Source organism: Malikia sp., from assembly GCF_028687635.1.
Lineage (GTDB): Bacteria > Pseudomonadota > Gammaproteobacteria > Burkholderiales > Burkholderiaceae_C > Malikia.
Window position 1 is genome coordinate 90,480 of record NZ_JAQTZS010000007.1, and the last position, 15,607, is coordinate 106,086.

Here is a 15,607-nt window from a genome sequence, read left to right on the forward strand (position 1 = left end):
CGGTTTGCCTCAATAGCGCGGCTGCGACAGCTCGGCGAACAGTTCGCCGTAGAGGCGGTAGCGGTTCTCGTCGATGCCGCCTTCCACGCCGACGGCGTCGCGCACCGCGCAGCCCGGTTCATGCAGGTGGCTGCAGTTGTAGAAACGGCAGTGGCCCAGTCTGGCCTTGAAATCGGGCATCAGGTGGGCCAGCTGCGTCGGCCCGATGTGGTGCAGGCCGAATTCCTGGAAGCCGGGCGAGTCGATCAGCGCCGTGCTCCTGGCCGCGTCGACCCAGTACCAGGTCGTGCTGGTGGTCGTGTGCTTGCCGCTGTTGAGCGCGCGCGAGATCTCGTTGGTCTGGGCCCGAGCCGCCGGCACCAGACGGTTGATCAGCGTGCTCTTGCCCGCGCCCGAGGGACCCAGCACCAGCGTGGTCTTGCCCTGCAGCCTGCGTTCGAGTTCGTCGACACCGGTCTCCGCGCCGGCTTGCAGCGACAGCGGCAGCACCGCCTCGCCCATGGCGCGATAGGGCGCCAGCCGCTGCCAGGCGCGTTCGAACAGCGCGCCGAGGTCGCTCTTGTTGAGCACGACCAGCACCGGTATCGACTGGGCGTGGGCCGCGATCAGCGCGCGCGTGAGCTGGCTCTCGGAAAACTCGGGCTCGGCGGCCAGCAGCACCAGCACCAGATCGAGGTTGGCCGCGAAGGACTTGGTGCGGATCTCGTCCTGGCGGTAGAGCAGGTTGCGCCGCTCCTGCAGCTTCTCGATCGTGCCCTCGTCGGCGCTGGCCTGCCACCAGACGCGGTCGCCGACCACGGCCTGGCTTTTCTTGCCGCGCGGGTGGCAGATCAGGCGCGAGCCGTCCTCGATCTCGACCAGACAGTGGCGTCCGTAGGCGGCGACGACCAGGCCGGAGCGTGAGGAATTGTTCATGAATGTGCTGTCTCAGGCCGGCTGGGCTCAAGGCGCGCCAGGCGCTCGGCTGCGGGCGGGTGGGAATAATAGAAACTGGCGTAGACCGGGTCCGGCGTCAGCGTGCTGGCATTGTCCTGGTAGAGCTTGACCAGCGCGCTGGCGAGATGGCTGCGGTTGGCGTGGCTGCAGGCATAGGCGTCGGCCTCGAACTCCTGCCGGCGCGACAGCTGGCTCAGCAGCGGCGTCAGGAAGATGCTCGCCAGCGGCATGACGCTGACGAACAGCAGCAGCGCCAAGGCGTTGCTGGGCGCGACCAGGTTGGGCTGCACGCCCAAGCCGACATAGAAGCCCAGTTGCCCCGACAAATAGCCCAGCAGCGCGAAGCCCAGCAGGCTGACGAGTCCGGACAGCAGCAGCCGCCTGGGCAGGTGGCCGCGCTTGAAGTGGCCGAGCTCATGGGCGAGCACGGCATCGATCTCGTCTGGCGAGAGCTTCTGCAGCAGGGTGTCGAAGAAGACCACGCGCTTGGCCGGCCCGAAGCCGGTGAAGTAGGCGTTGGCATGCGCGCTGCGCTTGCTGCCGTCCATCACATAGAGGCCGCGCGAGCGAAAGCCGCAGCGGGCCATCAGCGCCTCGATGCGCTGACGCAGCGCCGGGTCAGTCAGCGGCACGAAACGGTTGAACAGCGGCGCGATCCACGTCGGGTAGAGCACCAGCATCAGCAGGCTCAGCCCCAGCCACAACGCCCAGCACCAGAGCCACCAGAGCGGTCCTGTCGCCTCCATCAGCCACAACAGCAGGGCGGCGAAGGGCAGTCCGAACGCGGCGCCGACGGCGGCCGACTTGAGGCCATCGGCCAGCCACAGGCCCGGCGTCATGCGGTTGAAGCCGTGGCGCTGCTCGACGCGGAAGGTGCGTATCCAGGCCAGCGGCAGGTCGAGCAGGGCCGTGATGGTGAAGAAGGCCGCCAGCAGCGCGAGTTGCTGCGCCAGGCCGTCACCGAGCCGGCCACGCAGCCCCTGGTTGAGCAGGTCGAGCCCGCCCAGCAGGGTCCAGCCCAGCAACAGCGCAGCGTTCCAGGCCAGCTCGACCAGTCCCAGCCTCAGCTTGGCGATGGTGTAGTCGGCGGCCTTCTGGTGCGATCCCAGGCTCACGCGTTCAGCAAAGGCTGGCGGCACCGCAGGCCGATGCTGCGCGACATGGTGGATCTGCCGGCTGGTGAGCCAGAGTTGGGTCAGCAGGCTGGCGACGAGCAGGCCGCAGAAAAACAGCGCCCAGGCGTAGGCCAAGGCGGAAAGGGGTGAGTCCATGGCCGCGAGTCTAGCGAAAGCCAGCCTGGGCTGTCGTCCCATGGGTGAAAATCAGTGCCATGAGCACGAAATCCAGCCCACCCAACCCAGAGACTGGCAACAGCGCCGGCAATGAAACGGTCCCGCACCTGAGCAAAAGCGACCAGAACCTGATCTGGCTAGACTGCGAGATGACGGGCCTGAAGCCAGACACCGACCGCCTGATCGAGATCGCGGTCGTCATCACCGGCCCCGATCTGACGCCCCGCGTCGAGGGTCCGGTGCTGGCGATCCATCAGAGCGACGCCGCGCTCGACGCGATGGACGCCTGGAACAAGGGCACCCATGGCCGAAGCGGCCTGATCAACCGGGTCAAGGCCAGCGCCACGACCGAGGCCGATGCCGAGGCCCAGGTGATCGAATTCATCCGCAAGTACGTCCCCAAGGGGGCTTCCCCGATGTGCGGCAACTCGATCGGCCAGGACCGGCGCTTCCTGGTCAAGTACATGCCCAGGCTGGAGGCCTATTTCCACTACCGCAACCTCGACGTCAGCACCTTGAAGGAACTGGCCAAGCGCTGGCGGCCCGAGGTCTACAAGGCCTTCAAGAAGCACCAGCGCCATACGGCGCTGGCCGACGTGCACGAGTCCATCGATGAACTCATGCATTACCGCGAGCATTTCCTGCGCTGATCAGGTGAACAGCTGCAGGCTGACCCAGTAGGCCACGGCGGCGACCGCGGCCGAGGCGGGAATCGTCAGGACCCAGGCCCAGACGATGTTGCCGGCCACGCCCCAGCGCACCGCGCTCAGGCGCTGCACCGAGCCGACGCCGACGATGGCGCCGGTGATGGTGTGGGTGGTCGAGACCGGCACGCCCAGCGCGGTGGCCAGGAACAGCGTGATGGCGCCGCCGGTTTCGGCGCAGAAGCCGCCGACCGGCTTGAGCTTGGTGATCTTCTGGCCCATGGTCTTGACGATGCGCCAGCCGCCGAACAGGGTGCCGGCGCCGATCGCCATGTAGCAGCAGATGATGACCCAGCTCGGTGGCGAGCTATCGGCGGCGGAGGCGTAGCCGGTCGCGAGCAGCAGCATCCAGATGATGCCGATGGTCTTTTGCGCGTCGTTGCCGCCGTGGCCCAGGCTGTAGGCACCGGCCGACACCAGCTGCAGGCGGCGGAACCAGCGGTCCACCTTGGAGGGGGTGAAGCTGCGGCAGGTCCAGGCCACGATCACCATCATCAACGAGCCGAACAGGAAGCCCAGCAGCGGCGAGATGAAGATGAAGATCACGGTCTTGACGATGCCGGTCGAGACCAGCGCGCTGGCGCCGGCCTTGGCGATCACGGCGCCGACGATGCCGCCGATCAGCGCGTGCGAGGAGCTGCTCGGGATGCCGTAGTACCAGGTGATCAGGTTCCAGCTGATCGCGCCGGCCAGCGCGCCGAACACCACATGGGTGTCGACCACGCCGGGCTCGGCGATGCCCTTGCCGACCGTGGCCGCCACGGTCAGGTGGAAGATGAAGATGGCGACGAAGTTGAAGAAGGCCGCGAAGGCCACCGCCTGCGCCGGCTTGAGCACGCCGGTCGAGACCACGGTCGCGATCGAGTTGGCCGCGTCATGGAAGCCGTTCATGAAGTCGAACAGCAAGGCCATCACGACCAGCACGGCGATGACCCAGAAGGCCGCCTGCATTGAATTCATGCTGGATCCCCGGATCAGGAGTTCTCGAGGATCACGCCCTCGATCAGGTTGGCCACGTCCTCGCAGCGGTCGGTGATGGTTTCGAGCAACTCGTAGATGGCCTTGAGCTTGATCAGCTCGCGCACGTCACTTTCCTCGCGGAACAGCTTGCTCATGGCGGTGCGCAGCACGCGGTCGGCGTCGGATTCGAGGCGGTCGATCTCCTCGCAGGTCTTGAGCGCGGCCTCGGCGTTCTTGGCGTCGGCGATCTTGTCGAGCAGGGCGACGGCGGACTGCAGGCGCTCGCAGCACTTGACGCCGAGGTCGGTCAGGCGGCTGATCTCCTCGGTCATGTGGCGCACGTCATACAGCGCCATGGTCTCGGCCGAGTCCTGGATCAGGTCGGCGACATCGTCCATGGTGTTGATCAGCGAGTGGATCTGCTCGCGGTCGATCGGCGTGATGAAGGTCTTGTGCAGCAGGCGATTGACTTCCATCGTCACGCGGTCGGCGGCATGCTCGGCGCGGTCGACTTCCTGGTTGTACTTGTCGCGCAGGACGGGATCGGCGTAGTTCCTGACCAGCTCGGCGAAGGCGTGCGAGGCCTCGACCAGGTGCTTGGCATGCTGGTTGAAGAGTTCGAAGAAGTTGCCCTCTCGGGGCATCAGTTTGCCAAAGATCATGTTCATTCCTTTGTAAGTGCGTTTTGTCATGAAAATGACATATTCAGGCTTTAAGGACGGATTGTAAGTACCGACTGCGGTTTGTCTCCTTCCCGCGCTGGGTCGCATCGGCGTCAGCCCATAAAAAAACTTGGGGAAAACCCGTGGCTGTGCGATAATTTCGTTCGTCAGCCGCATAAGCGGCGACTTTACGTGCATCTGCCTCACTCTGGCCCCCCCTCACGGTGTAAACCGGCGACCCGTCATCGGGTTTGAATTCAGGGCCCCACGCATACCAGTCGGCCCACTCATGGGCACGCGGCATGCCGATCTGTTTGATGGTTGATGTTTCTTGTTGACCATGATCGGATCGGGCACGCTGCCCGGACTCTTTAGTCCGGCTCGTCCTGCTTTGCTCATTGCGCGCTATTTCAGCGCCTGGACGATAGACATGACTGACTCTTTGCAATTCCCGGTCGAAACCGGTTTCGATTCCTCCATCACCACCGACGTCGTCGAGACGGTTGCCGTGGTCGCGGCCGGCCCCAACCCCTTCGAGGCCCTGGGCCTGGCGCCCGAGCTGGTGCAGGCCGTGGCCGACCTCGGCTTCACCCAGCCGACCCTGGTGCAGAACGCCACCATCCCCAAGGCCATGAACGGTGGCCATGCCGAAGGTTTCACCGACCTGATGGTGTCGAGCCAGACCGGTAGCGGCAAGACCGCCGCCTTCCTGCTGCCGGTGCTGCATACCCTGCTTGAGCAGCAGGCCGCCGCCGAGGCCGCCGAGCGCGCCGACTGGGACCGCCAGGTGGCCGAGGCCGAAGCCGCCGGTCAGCCGGCACCGAAGAAGCCCAAGCGCAAGAACCCGCTGCTGGCCCGTCATTTCACCCCGGCCGTGCCGGGTGCCCTGATCCTGTGCCCGACGCGCGAACTCGCGCAGCAGGTGGCCCAGGATGCGATCGAGCTGGTCAAGCATTGCCGCGGCCTGCGCATCGCCAACGTGGTGGGCGGCATTCCCTACCCGGTCCAGATCGCCAAGCTGCAGAACGCCGACCTGGTGGTCGCGACCCCGGGTCGACTGCTCGACCTGCAGCGCAACGGCCAGATCAAGCTCGACAAGGTCCAGTTCCTGGTGGTTGACGAAGCCGACCGCATGCTGGACCTGGGTTTCTCGGACGACCTGGCCGAGATCAACCAGCTGACCATCCAGCGCCACCAGACCATGATGTTCAGCGCCACCTTCGCGCCGCGCATCCAGAGCCTGGCCCAGCGCGTGATGCGCGCGCCGCAAAAGGTGCAGATCGATTCGCCGCAGGACAAGCACAGCAGCATCGAGCAGCAGCTGTTCTGGTGTGACAGCCAGGAGCACAAGCGCAAGCTGCTCGACCATTGGCTGCGCGACGCGACGATCGACCAGGCGATCGTCTTCGCCAGCACCCAGATCGAGTGCGACTCGCTGGCTGAAGAGCTGCAGCAGGTCGGCTTCTCGGCCGTCGCGCTGCACGGTGCCCTGAGCCAGGGCCTGCGTACCCGCCGCCTGATGGCGCTGCGCAACGGCCAGGTGCAGATCCTGGTCGCCACCGACGTCGCCGCCCGCGGCATCGACGTGCCGACGATCACCCACGTGTTCAACTACGGCCTGCCGCTCAAGGCCGAGGACTATACCCACCGCATCGGCCGTACCGGCCGTGCCGGTCGCAAGGGTCTGGCCGTGACCATGGCCGAGTTCCGTGACCGTCGCAAGATCGGCGAGATCGAGGCTTACAGCCAGCAGGTCATCAAGACCGCGACCATTCCGGGCCTGGAGCCCAAGAAGCAGGTCTACGAATTCAACGACCGTCGTCCGGCCGGCCGTGGTGGCAATGGCCGCGGTGCTCCTGCGCGCGGTGGCAATTTCCGTGGCAACGATCGCGGTGGCGATCGTGGCGGCTGGGGCGGCCGCAGCGAAGGTGGCTTCGGCGGCAACGCTGGTCGTCCGGCCAGCCGTGGCGGCGACTTCCAGCCCCGTGGCGAGTTCCGCTCGGAACCCCGTGGCGACGTGCGCTTCGAGCCCCGTGGCGATGCCCGTCCGGAAGGTCGCGGCGAGTTCCGTGGTGGCGACCGCTCCGAGCCGCGTGGTGATTTCCGTGGCGAGTCGCGCGGTTTCGCCGGCCGCGAGCAGCGTGGTCCGCAAGGCGGTTTCGGTGGCGAGCAACGCCGCGAGTCCTTCGGCCGGCCGGCCGGCGGTGAGCGCAGCTTCGGTGACCGTCCGGCCTTCGAGCGTCGCGGCAACGAGTCCCGTGGCCATGGCGGCGGCGCGCCGTCCTTCGGTGACCGTCGCCCGCGCCCCGAAGGCGGCGCCGGCAAGCCGCGCTTCGTCAAGCGCTGAGCGACGGGCTTGAGGCCCATCTCTTGAAGAAAACCCGGCTTCGGCCGGGTTTTCTTTTTCCCGGCCCTTTCCCACTGCTGGCTGCATTGACCAGCACTGAGCGGCAAGCCTCGGGGTTCAGCCCGAGGTTCGAGCGATCAGGCCGGCACGGCCTGTAGTCTGCTGCATAGTTCTGCACTATCATGTTCGCCGTGAACACCGCCACCAAGACTCTCCAGCTGCGCATCAAGGACAAGCACGCCCGCGTGCTGTCGTCGATGGCCCGTGAGGTCAATCAGGTGTTCAACTTCTGCAACGAGACCAGTGCCCGCGCCATCCGCGAGCGTTGTCACTGGCTCAGTGGCTACGACCTGCAAAAGCTCACCGCCGGGTTCAGCCAGTGCGACGGCATCACCATCGGCAGCGGCACCGTGCAAGTCGTCTGCGCTGAATACGCCACCCGGCGCAAGCAGTTCAAACGCTCACGCCTGAACTGGCGGGTATCGAACCCCCAATCATCGAAATACTCGCTGGGCTGGATACCGTTCAAGGGCGGTCATGCTCGCTACAAGGCAGGCCAGGTCCACTTTGCCGGCCAAAAGTTCGGCTTGTGGGACAGCTATGGTCTGTCGGATTACGAGTTGCGCGCCGGCTCGTTCAGCGAGGACAGCCGGGGCCGTTGGTACTTCAACGTGGCCGTGCAGGTGCCAGCAAAACCCAGCGCAGGCACGGCAGCCGTGGGCATCGACCTGGGCCTGAAGGAGGCGGCTGTTTGTTCAGATGGCCAGCGTATCGAAGGCCGCTGGTACCGGGCGCATGAGCAAAAGCTGGTGACCGCCCAGCGGGCGAGAAAGAAACGGCGCGTCAAGGCCCTCCACGCCCGGATCAGAAACCAGCGCAAGGATGCGCTGCACCAATTGAGCACCGCCCTGGTGCGACAGAACGCCGCCATCTTCGTGGGCGACGTGGCCAGCGCCCAGCTGGTCAAGACAAGAATGGCCAAGTCCACGCTGGATGCGGGCTGGGCCATGTTCAAGACGATGTTGGAGTACAAGAGCCATCAGGCCGGTATCGTCTTCGAGGTAGTCAACGAAGCCTATTCCACCCAGACTTGCTCGTGCTGCGGGGCCATTCCCGCCAGCAGTCCGAAAGGTAGAGCGGGTTTGCGAATAAGAGAATGGGCCTGCAGCGCCTGCGCCACGGTCCACGACCGGGACGTGAACGCGGCCAGGAACATTCTCGCGGCGGGACATCGCCGTCTAGTAGTAGGAATCCCCGTCCTTTAGGGCGGGGAGGATGTCAAAGTCCAAGCCGCATGGGCGAGCATCGTTTCATGGCGCTATGGCCATCGAGAGGCAAGGGAGGACAACATGCAATACAGGATTCGGCTCGCCGTCATGGCGCTGGTCACCGCCTTGGCGGCCTGCGGCGACAGCGATGGGCCACGCACCAGCGCGGTGCGGGTGGCGGGCGACAGCCTGAGCGACAGCGGAACTTTCGGCTTCAAGGCCACCGTGCAGGGCAGCAGCATGGCCGATACGCTGATCTGGGTCGATCATGTGGCCGATGCGGTGGGCGTCGCAGCCCTGTGCCCGCGCTATCTCGCATCGAACGCCGACACGGCCGCGCTCAATCCCGATCCCGCCTATTCGCGCTGTACCTCGCATGGGGTCGTCCGCGCCCGGGTCAATGTTCCGGACACGATGCCGGGCGGTGACGCGAGTCCCTTTTCCATCCTGCAGCAGCTCAAGGACATGACGGCGGCTGCCACCTTCGGACCGGAGGAGTTGTTGCTGGTCGACGGCGGCGGCAATGATGTCGCCGACCTGATGCGCGGCTACCTGACGCTGGCTTCCGACGCCGGGACGGCCTACCTGGGTCTGCTCGGCGAGCTGCTGACGCCGGCGCAACTCCAGGCGGCCCTGCTGGGAGGCGAGTCAGGCCTGGCGGCAGCCGGTGCGCAATACATGGAAGCCTTGGCGAATCTCCTGGCCGATCAGTTGGTCACCCAGGCGCTGGGTCAGGGGGGGCAGCGCGTCGTGGTGCTGAACATACCAGCACTGAGCCGGACCCCCTATTTCCAGGCCATGCTGGCGCAGGTAGCGCAAGCCAATGGCGGTGGTGATGCCGGTGCGACCGCCGCTGCCCAGGTGCAAGCCATGGCCGACGGCTGGATCCAGGCTTTCAACAGCCAGCTCAAGCGGCGTTTCGCCAGCGAGCACAGGGTGGCCGTGGTGGATCTGCATGCCGAGCTCGCGCAATGGGTGGACAGTCCATCCACCTATGGCTTCACCAATGCCAAGGACCCGGCCTGTCCGCCCACCGGCGTGCCCGATGCCCTTGGACTGCCCGCCTATTTCCTGGCTGATTGCTTCGCCGCCAGCCTCTCGGCCTATCCACCACCGACCGCCACCAGCCCTGAATGGTGGCAGACCTACGTGTTTGCCGACGACTACCATGGCACACCCAGGACCCATTTGCTGATCGGGCAACTGGTCACCTCGACCTTGCGGGCCAGGGACTGGCTCTGAAGCGGCGGCCAGCCCTGTCAGGCGGGGCCTGTTCTTACAATCAGGCATGTTTGAAAACGCTCTTTTTCCTGCCGATGCCTCGCCCCTGCTGCAGGGCCTCAACGCCGAGCAGCTGACGGCCGTGACGCTGCCGCCCGAGCCCGCGCTGATCCTGGCCGGCGCCGGCTCCGGCAAGACGCGCGTGCTGACCACGCGCATCGCCTGGCTGCTGCAGACCGGCCAGCTCACGCCGGGCGGCCTGCTGGCCGTGACCTTCACCAACAAGGCGGCCAAGGAGATGCTGACCCGCCTGTCGGCCATGCTGCCGGTCAATGTGCGCGGCATGTGGATCGGCACCTTTCATGGCCTGTGCCATCGCCTGCTGCGCGCGCACTGGAAGCTCGCCAGCCTGCCGCAGTCCTTCCAGATCCTGGACACGCAGGATCAGCTCAGCGCGATCAAGCGCCTGTGCAAGCAGCACCAGATCGACGAGGAGCGCTATCCCCCGAAACAGCTGCAGCGCTTCATCGCCGCCTGCAAGGAGGATGGACTGCGCGCCCACCAGATGAACCCGCGCGACGAGGACCAGCGCCGCAAGATCGAGTTCTACCAGCTCTACGAGGCGCAGTGCCAGCGCGAGGGCGTGGTCGACTTCGGCGAGCTGATGCTGCGCTGCCATGAGTTGCTGCGCGACCAGGACGCGGTGCGCGAGCATTACCAGCGCCGCTTTCGCCATATCCTGGTCGACGAGTTCCAGGACACCAACAAGCTGCAGTACGCCTGGCTCAAGCTGCTGGCGGGCCATGAGGAGAACGGCCGCTTCGTGCCGGCCGGCAATGCGGTGCTGGCGGTCGGCGACGACGACCAGAGCATCTACGCCTTCCGTGGCGCGCGGGTCGGCAACATGGCCGATTTCGTGCGCGAGTTCGAGGTCAGGCACCAGATCAAGCTGGAGCAGAACTACCGCAGCCACGGCAACATCCTGCAAGCGGCCAACCAGCTGATCGAGCACAACAGCGCCCGTCTGGGCAAGAACCTGCGCACCGAGCAGGGCGCCGGCGAGCCGATCCGGGTCTACGAGGCGGCCAGCGACTTCGCCGAGTCCGACTGGCTGATCGACGAGATCAAGAGCCTGGTGGCCGAGGGCTGGTCGCGCCAGGAAGTCGCCGTGCTCTACCGCAGCAACGCGCAAAGCCGGGTCATCGAGACCGCGCTGTTCCGCGCCGGCCTGCCGTACCGCGTCTACGGCGGCCTGCGCTTCTTCGAGCGCGCCGAGGTCAAGCATGCGCTGGCCTATCTGCGCCTGCTCGACAACCCGAATGACGACACCAGCTTGCTGCGCGTGGTGAATTTTCCGCCGCGCGGCATCGGTGCGCGCTCGATCGAGCAGTTGCAGGACGCCGCGCGCGCTTGCGGCTGCTCGCTGCACGATGCGGCCAGCAGCCTGGGCGGCGCGGCTGGCACCAAGCTGTCGCTCTTTGTCGCCAGGATGGATGTGCTGCGCGAGCAGACCGAGGGCCGCACGCTGCGCGAGATCATCGACCTGATGCTGCGGCACAGCGGCCTGCTCGAACATTACCGCGCCGACCGCGACGGCGCCGACCGGGTCGAGAACCTGGAGGAACTGGTCAACGCGGCCGAAAGCTTCGTGTTGCAGGAGGGTTTTGGCCGCGATGCGGTGGCGCTGCCGCTCGACGAGACCGCGCCGGCCGGTCCGGGGGGGCAGCCCGCCGACAGTGGCGAGACGCTGAGCCCGCTGGCGGCCTTCCTGACGCATGCGGCGCTGGAGTCTGGCGACAACCAGGCGCAGGTCGGCCAGGACGCGGTCCAGCTGATGACGGTGCACGCGGCCAAGGGCCTGGAGTTCGACGCGGTCTTCATCACCGGCCTGGAGGAGGGGCTGTTCCCGCACGAGAACAGCCTGAGCGACCGCGACGGCCTGGAGGAGGAGCGCCGCCTGATGTACGTGGCGATCACGCGCGCCAGGAAGCGCCTGTACCTGAGCCACGCGCAGACCCGCATGCTGCATGGCCAGACCCGCTACAACCTGCGCAGTCGCTTCCTGGACGAACTGCCCGAGCCTTGCCTGAAATGGATCAGTCCGAGGCAGGGCGGCTGGGGTACGGGACTGGGTTCCGGTTTCGGCTCGGGCCAGTCAGGCCGCGCGGGGCAGCCAGCCTGGGGCCGCGGCGGGCTGGGAGACTCGGGTTCGGGCCGCCAAGGTGGCGGCAAGGAGGCGGCCTACAGCGGCGCTGGCAGCGTGCCGGCGCGCAAGGCGGCAGCTGCGCACGGCATCCGGGCCGGCATGCAGGTGTTTCACCCCAAGTTCGGCGAGGGCAAGGTGCTGACCCTCGAAGGGCAGGGTGACGACGCGCGCGCCCAGGTCAATTTCCCGCGCCACGGCACCAAGTGGCTGGCGCTGGCGATCGCCAAGTTGACGCCGGTCTGAGCCCGGCGTGCGGCCGCGGTGCCGCAGCGGGCTTTGCGCTCGGCGGGTCGCCTCAGGCGGTCTTGTTGTAGCGCAGGATCCGGTCCGCGATCTCCGCCAGCGGCACGACCTCGCCGACACCGCCGAGCTTGATGGCCTCCTTGGCCATCCCGAAGACGACACTGCTGGCCTCGTCCTGGGCGATGGTGCGGGCCCCCGCCTGGTGCAGCTCGCGCAGGCCGCGTGCCCCGTCGTCGCCCATGCCGGTCATGATCACGCCGATGGTGTTCTTGCCGGCGATGGCTGCCGCCGAGCCGAACAGCACGTCGACCGAGGGCCGATGGTGGTTGACCGGCGGCCCATCGAATACCTCGACCTGGTATTGCGCACCGCTGCGCGCCAGTCGCGTGTGCATGCCACCCGGGGCAATCAGTACCACGCCGGGCAGCACCCGGTCGCCGTGGCGGGCCTCGCGTACCTCCATCGCGCACAGGCCATCGAGTCGCTGCGACAGCGCGGCGGTGAACTTGGCGGGCATGTGCTGCACGATCACCACGCCTGGCGCATCGCGCGGCAGGCGCGGCAGCACCTGCTCGATGGCCTGCACCCCGCCGGTGGAGATCCCGATCACGACGACCTTGTGGCTGGTGGCGAACAGCGGCCGTGACGTGACTGCGGCCGGGCTGGGTGGCGCGCTGGCAGCGGGCGGCTTGGCGCGCGTCTGGCGCACGGCGCTGCGACTGGCGTTGCGGATGGCCTGGATCAGGCCGTTGCCCTCATCCTGCAGGAAGCCCTTGAGGCCCAGGCTCGGCTTGGTGACGAAGGCAACGGCCCCGAGTTCCATGGCGGTCAGCGTGGTTTCCGCGCCCTCGGTGGTGAGGGTCGAGCACATCACGACCGGAATCGGATGGCTGGTCATCAGCTGGCGCAGGAAGGTCAGGCCATCCATGCGCCGCATTTCGACGTCCAGCACGATCACATCCGGTGTTTCCTTCTTGAGGAAGTCCTGCGCGAGCAGGGGGTCCGGCAAGGCGGCGATCACCTGAAAACCGTGCTGGCGCAGCACATCGGCCAGCACGCGTCGAACCACGGCCGAGTCGTCGACCAGCATGACCCGGATGGGTCGGACGGTATTCATCGTGTGCTTGTCAGCCAAATATCAAAAGGTGTTCATTATCCCAGCTTTGTGTGACGATTTCGTGACTCGTCCTCGACAGCTCGGTAGATCGAAGGGGCGACCTGCTGCAGGCCCGGATGGGGGGTGCCCCGCAACGATTCGGCATGGCCGGTGTACAGGTAGGCCCCCGGTTTCAGACGCTGGATCACGTTCGCGATCAGCTGGGACTTGGCCTCGCCCTCGAAGTAGATCAGCACGTTGCGCAGGAAGATCACGTCGAACAGGCCCAGCTCCGGCATCGGATGCAGCAGGTTGCCGACCTCGAAACGCACCTTGGCGCGCAGCTCCCGATTCATCAGGACCTGCCCGCGGTAGGCGCCTTCGCCACGCAGGCACCAGCGCTTGAGATCGGCTTGCTCGATCCGGGAACAGCGTTCGGCCACATAAAGGCCTTGGCGCGCCTGAGCCACGACCCGGGTCGACAGATCGGTTCCGATCACCTCCCAGGGGCGGGCGCCGGCGTGACGTGCCAGTGTCATGGCGATCGAATAAGCCTCCTCGCCCGAGGAGGCCGCCGCGCTCCAGACCCGCAGCATCTGTCGGCCCGGGTCATGGCGCAGCAGATGGGCCAGTTGCTTGAAGTGCTCCGACTCCCGGAAGAAATAGGTTTCGTTGGTGGTCAGCAGGTCGATCACATGCCTGGCCTCGTCGCTCTGCGGCGCGGCCAGGATCCGGGTCACATAGTCGTCCAGGGTCGCGCACTTGAGCCTGGCGGCTTCGCGTGTCAGCCGGCTGACCACCAGCTGCCGCTTGGTGGGCTGGAGCCGGATGCCGGAATGTTGATAGAAGAAGTTCGTGATCGCGGCGAGGCTGTGCGCCGACAGGGTTGTGCTCATGCGTTCAGTCTCCCACCGCCGTCAGTGATTCCAGCTGCTCGATCGAGAGCACCTGCATGGGTTCGAGCAGCAGCACGATCCTGTCGGGCAGCCGGATCATGCCTTGCAGGAATTCCCGCGCGATCTGGGTGCCGAACTGCGGCGGCTCATTGATCTGGTCGGCGCCGATCTCCACCACCTCGTGCACCGCATCGACCATCACGCCCAGCGTTTGCCGGCCTTCCCCGGCGTCGAGCTCGAAGATCACCACGCAGCTGCGCCAGCCCGGCTCGGTGCGCGCCAGGCCGCAGCGCTGGGCCAGGTCGATCACCGGGATGACGGAGCCGCGCAGGTTCATCACGCCGCGCAGGAAGCCCGGCATCATGGGCACCGGGGTCAGCTCGGGCAGCTCGATCAGCTCCTTGACCAACTCGATCGGTACCGCGAAGGTATTGCCCTGGAGGGCAAAGGTCAGGGCCTGCATCAGTACTTGGTGAAGCTGGACTCGTCGATCGCGAGCGAGTCGTGCATCGAAATGCCACCGAAACTCATGGCGCGCTGCGGCGCCGGCCGTTCGGTGCGTGGCCGGTTCTGGTGCTGGAGGCTGCGCGGCTGCGCCGGCATCAGCTGGGCGTACTGGCTATCGAAGTGGCTCTCCGCCTGGCTGTAGCCGTCCTTGAAGAAACTCATCATCTGCTGCAGCTGCGCGGCCTGGCCCGACATCTGCTCGGCGGTGGCCGCCAGCTCCTCGGAGGCGGCGGCATTGTGCTGGGTCGACTGGCCCAGCTGGCTCATGGCCGCGTTGATCTGGGCCACGCCCTCGGTCTGCTCGGCGCTGGCCTCCGTGATCTCCTGCACCAGATCCGAGGTCTTGCGGATCGAGGGCACCATCTCGGTCAGCAGCATGCCGGCGCGCTCGGCCATGCCGACCGAATTGGTGGCGAGCTGGCCGATTTCCTGCGCGGCCACCTGGCTGCGCTCGGCCAGCTTGCGCACTTCCGCGGCGACCACGGCGAAGCCGCGACCGTGCTCGCCAGCGCGCGCGGCCTCGATCGCCGCGTTGAGCGCGAGCAGATTGGTCTGGTAGGCGATGTCGTCGATGATCGAGACCCTGGTCGCGATCTGCTTCATCGCATCGACCGTCTGGGCCACCGCGACCCCGCCTTCGACCGCCTCCTTGGCGGCCTTGGTGGCCATGCCGTCGGTGATCTTGGCATTGTCGGAGTTCTGGCTGATCGAGCCCGACATGATCTGCATCGACGCGGTGGTCTGCTCCGCGGTAGCGGCTTGCTCGCTGGCCGCCTGTGACAGCGATTGCGAGGTGGCCGAGATCTGGCCGGCGGCACCGCTGAGCGCATCGGCGGCCGAACGCACCTCATGCAGGGTGTCGGCCAGCTTGCGCATGGTGCTGTTGACGACGTCCTTGATCTCCGCGAACGCGCCCTGGTAGGCGCCCTCGACCGTTTGCGTCATGTCGCCGCGCTCCATCAGCTTGAGCACGCTCTGGATCTCCTGCAGCGGATGGGCGATGGCGTCGAGCGTGCCGTTGATGCCATCGACGATCTTGCGGAAGTCGCCATGGTGCCGGCTCGGGTCGGCGCGCGTCAGCAGTCGGCCCTGCACCGCGGCCGCCGCCAGGGTGTCCGCATCCGTCACCAGCTGGGCCACGGCATCGATCGCGCTGTTGAGGTTGAGCTTGACCTGCTCGAACACCCCTTGCGCCTCGCGCGTGATGCGCTGCGCGAGGTTGCCGGCGGCCAAGGCGCACATGACCTGGTCCACGTCGCCGATCACGCC

The 15,607-nt window shown here is 66.6% G+C and carries 13 protein-coding genes; 5 read left to right on the top strand and 8 right to left on the bottom strand.

The annotated features are described in order from the left end of the window. Nucleotides 1-9: 9 nt before the first annotated feature. Both rsgA and PHR85_RS06880 read right to left on the bottom strand, forming a co-directional pair. Nucleotides 10-915, bottom strand: coding sequence for a ribosome small subunit-dependent GTPase A (gene rsgA, locus PHR85_RS06875; protein ID WP_300052194.1), 906 nt, complete (start codon nt 913-915; stop codon nt 10-12). Further along, entirely contained in the window at nt 912-2,207 is a 1,296-nt protein-coding gene (locus tag PHR85_RS06880) for a M48 family metallopeptidase (RefSeq protein WP_300052196.1), read from the bottom strand. Before PHR85_RS06880 ends, rsgA begins: the two co-directional genes overlap by 4 nt. 59 nt (nt 2,208-2,266) lie before the next feature. On the opposite strand from PHR85_RS06880, the gene orn reads away from it, so the two are divergent. Continuing rightward, a complete protein-coding gene (gene orn, locus PHR85_RS06885; RefSeq protein ID WP_300052198.1) occupies nt 2,267-2,878 on the top strand; it encodes an oligoribonuclease in 612 nt (203 codons plus the stop codon). Here the strand turns inward: orn and PHR85_RS06890 are convergent, their stop codons facing one another. Beyond that, the gene (locus PHR85_RS06890) at nt 2,879-3,892 is read right to left on the bottom strand and encodes an inorganic phosphate transporter (RefSeq protein ID WP_300052200.1); all 1,014 of its coding nucleotides are present in this window, start codon (nt 3,890-3,892) and stop codon (nt 2,879-2,881) included. Between the two features lie 14 nt (nt 3,893-3,906). Beyond that, entirely contained in the window at nt 3,907-4,554 is a 648-nt protein-coding gene (locus PHR85_RS06895; protein ID WP_300052202.1) for a DUF47 domain-containing protein, read from the bottom strand. 430 nt (nt 4,555-4,984) lie between these two features. Here PHR85_RS06895 and PHR85_RS06900 point away from each other — a divergent pair, with 430 nt between their 5' ends. From PHR85_RS06900 to PHR85_RS06915, 4 genes are all read left to right on the top strand, one after another. Next, a complete protein-coding gene (locus PHR85_RS06900) occupies nt 4,985-6,901 on the top strand; it encodes a DEAD/DEAH box helicase (protein ID WP_300052204.1) in 1,917 nt (638 codons plus the stop codon). 191 nt (nt 6,902-7,092) lie between these two features. Beyond that, a complete protein-coding gene (locus PHR85_RS06905; RefSeq protein ID WP_300052206.1) occupies nt 7,093-8,166 on the top strand; it encodes a transposase in 1,074 nt (357 codons plus the stop codon). Nucleotides 8,167-8,250: 84 nt separating this feature from the next. Next, complete coding sequence (locus PHR85_RS06910) at nt 8,251-9,411, top strand: SGNH/GDSL hydrolase family protein (protein WP_300052209.1); 1,161 nt, start codon at nt 8,251-8,253, stop codon at nt 9,409-9,411. A gap of 46 nt (nt 9,412-9,457) precedes the next feature. Then, a complete protein-coding gene (locus PHR85_RS06915; protein WP_300052210.1) occupies nt 9,458-11,839 on the top strand; it encodes a UvrD-helicase domain-containing protein in 2,382 nt (793 codons plus the stop codon). Between the two features lie 52 nt (nt 11,840-11,891). Here the strand turns inward: PHR85_RS06915 and PHR85_RS06920 are convergent, their stop codons facing one another. The 4 genes from PHR85_RS06920 to PHR85_RS06935 are packed head-to-tail and all read right to left on the bottom strand — an operon-like array spanning nt 11,892 to nt 15,580. Further along, a complete protein-coding gene (locus PHR85_RS06920) occupies nt 11,892-12,956 on the bottom strand; it encodes a chemotaxis response regulator protein-glutamate methylesterase (protein WP_300052213.1) in 1,065 nt (354 codons plus the stop codon). Nucleotides 12,957-12,991: 35 nt separating this feature from the next. Then, the gene (locus tag PHR85_RS06925; protein WP_300052215.1) at nt 12,992-13,831 is read right to left on the bottom strand and encodes a protein-glutamate O-methyltransferase CheR; all 840 of its coding nucleotides are present in this window, start codon (nt 13,829-13,831) and stop codon (nt 12,992-12,994) included. A 4-nt stretch (nt 13,832-13,835) separates the two neighbouring features. Continuing rightward, nucleotides 13,836-14,294 carry a chemotaxis protein CheW gene (locus tag PHR85_RS06930; RefSeq protein ID WP_300052217.1) on the bottom strand — a complete coding sequence of 153 codons (459 nt, stop codon included), beginning with the start codon at nt 14,292-14,294 and terminating at the stop codon, nt 13,836-13,838. Beyond that, a complete protein-coding gene (locus PHR85_RS06935; RefSeq protein ID WP_300052250.1) occupies nt 14,294-15,580 on the bottom strand; it encodes a methyl-accepting chemotaxis protein in 1,287 nt (428 codons plus the stop codon). The genes PHR85_RS06930 and PHR85_RS06935 overlap by 1 nt, the downstream gene beginning before the upstream one ends. Nucleotides 15,581-15,607: the final 27 nt, after the last annotated feature.

Bases quoted from the DNA above. Each gene is read 5' to 3' on its own strand.
- PHR85_RS06910 (WP_300052209.1), top strand. From the start codon at position 8,251: ATGCAATACAGGATTCGGCTCGCCGTCATGGCGCTGGTCACCGCCTTG.
- orn (WP_300052198.1), top strand. From the start codon at position 2,267: ATGAGCACGAAATCCAGCCCACCCAACCCAGAGACTGGCAACAGCGCC.
- PHR85_RS06930 (WP_300052217.1), bottom strand. From the start codon at position 14,294: ATGCAGGCCCTGACCTTTGCCCTCCAGGGCAATACCTTCGCGGTACCG.
- PHR85_RS06920 (WP_300052213.1), bottom strand. From the start codon at position 12,956: ATGAATACCGTCCGACCCATCCGGGTCATGCTGGTCGACGACTCGGCC.
- PHR85_RS06900 (WP_300052204.1), top strand. From the start codon at position 4,985: ATGACTGACTCTTTGCAATTCCCGGTCGAAACCGGTTTCGATTCCTCC.
- PHR85_RS06880 (WP_300052196.1), bottom strand. From the start codon at position 2,207: ATGGACTCACCCCTTTCCGCCTTGGCCTACGCCTGGGCGCTGTTTTTC.
- PHR85_RS06915 (WP_300052210.1), top strand. From the start codon at position 9,458: ATGTTTGAAAACGCTCTTTTTCCTGCCGATGCCTCGCCCCTGCTGCAG.
- rsgA (WP_300052194.1), bottom strand. From the start codon at position 915: ATGAACAATTCCTCACGCTCCGGCCTGGTCGTCGCCGCCTACGGACGC.
- PHR85_RS06935 (WP_300052250.1), bottom strand. From the start codon at position 15,580: ATGTGCGCCTTGGCCGCCGGCAACCTCGCGCAGCGCATCACGCGCGAG.
- PHR85_RS06895 (WP_300052202.1), bottom strand. From the start codon at position 4,554: ATGATCTTTGGCAAACTGATGCCCCGAGAGGGCAACTTCTTCGAACTC.
- PHR85_RS06890 (WP_300052200.1), bottom strand. From the start codon at position 3,892: ATGAATTCAATGCAGGCGGCCTTCTGGGTCATCGCCGTGCTGGTCGTG.
- PHR85_RS06925 (WP_300052215.1), bottom strand. From the start codon at position 13,831: ATGAGCACAACCCTGTCGGCGCACAGCCTCGCCGCGATCACGAACTTC.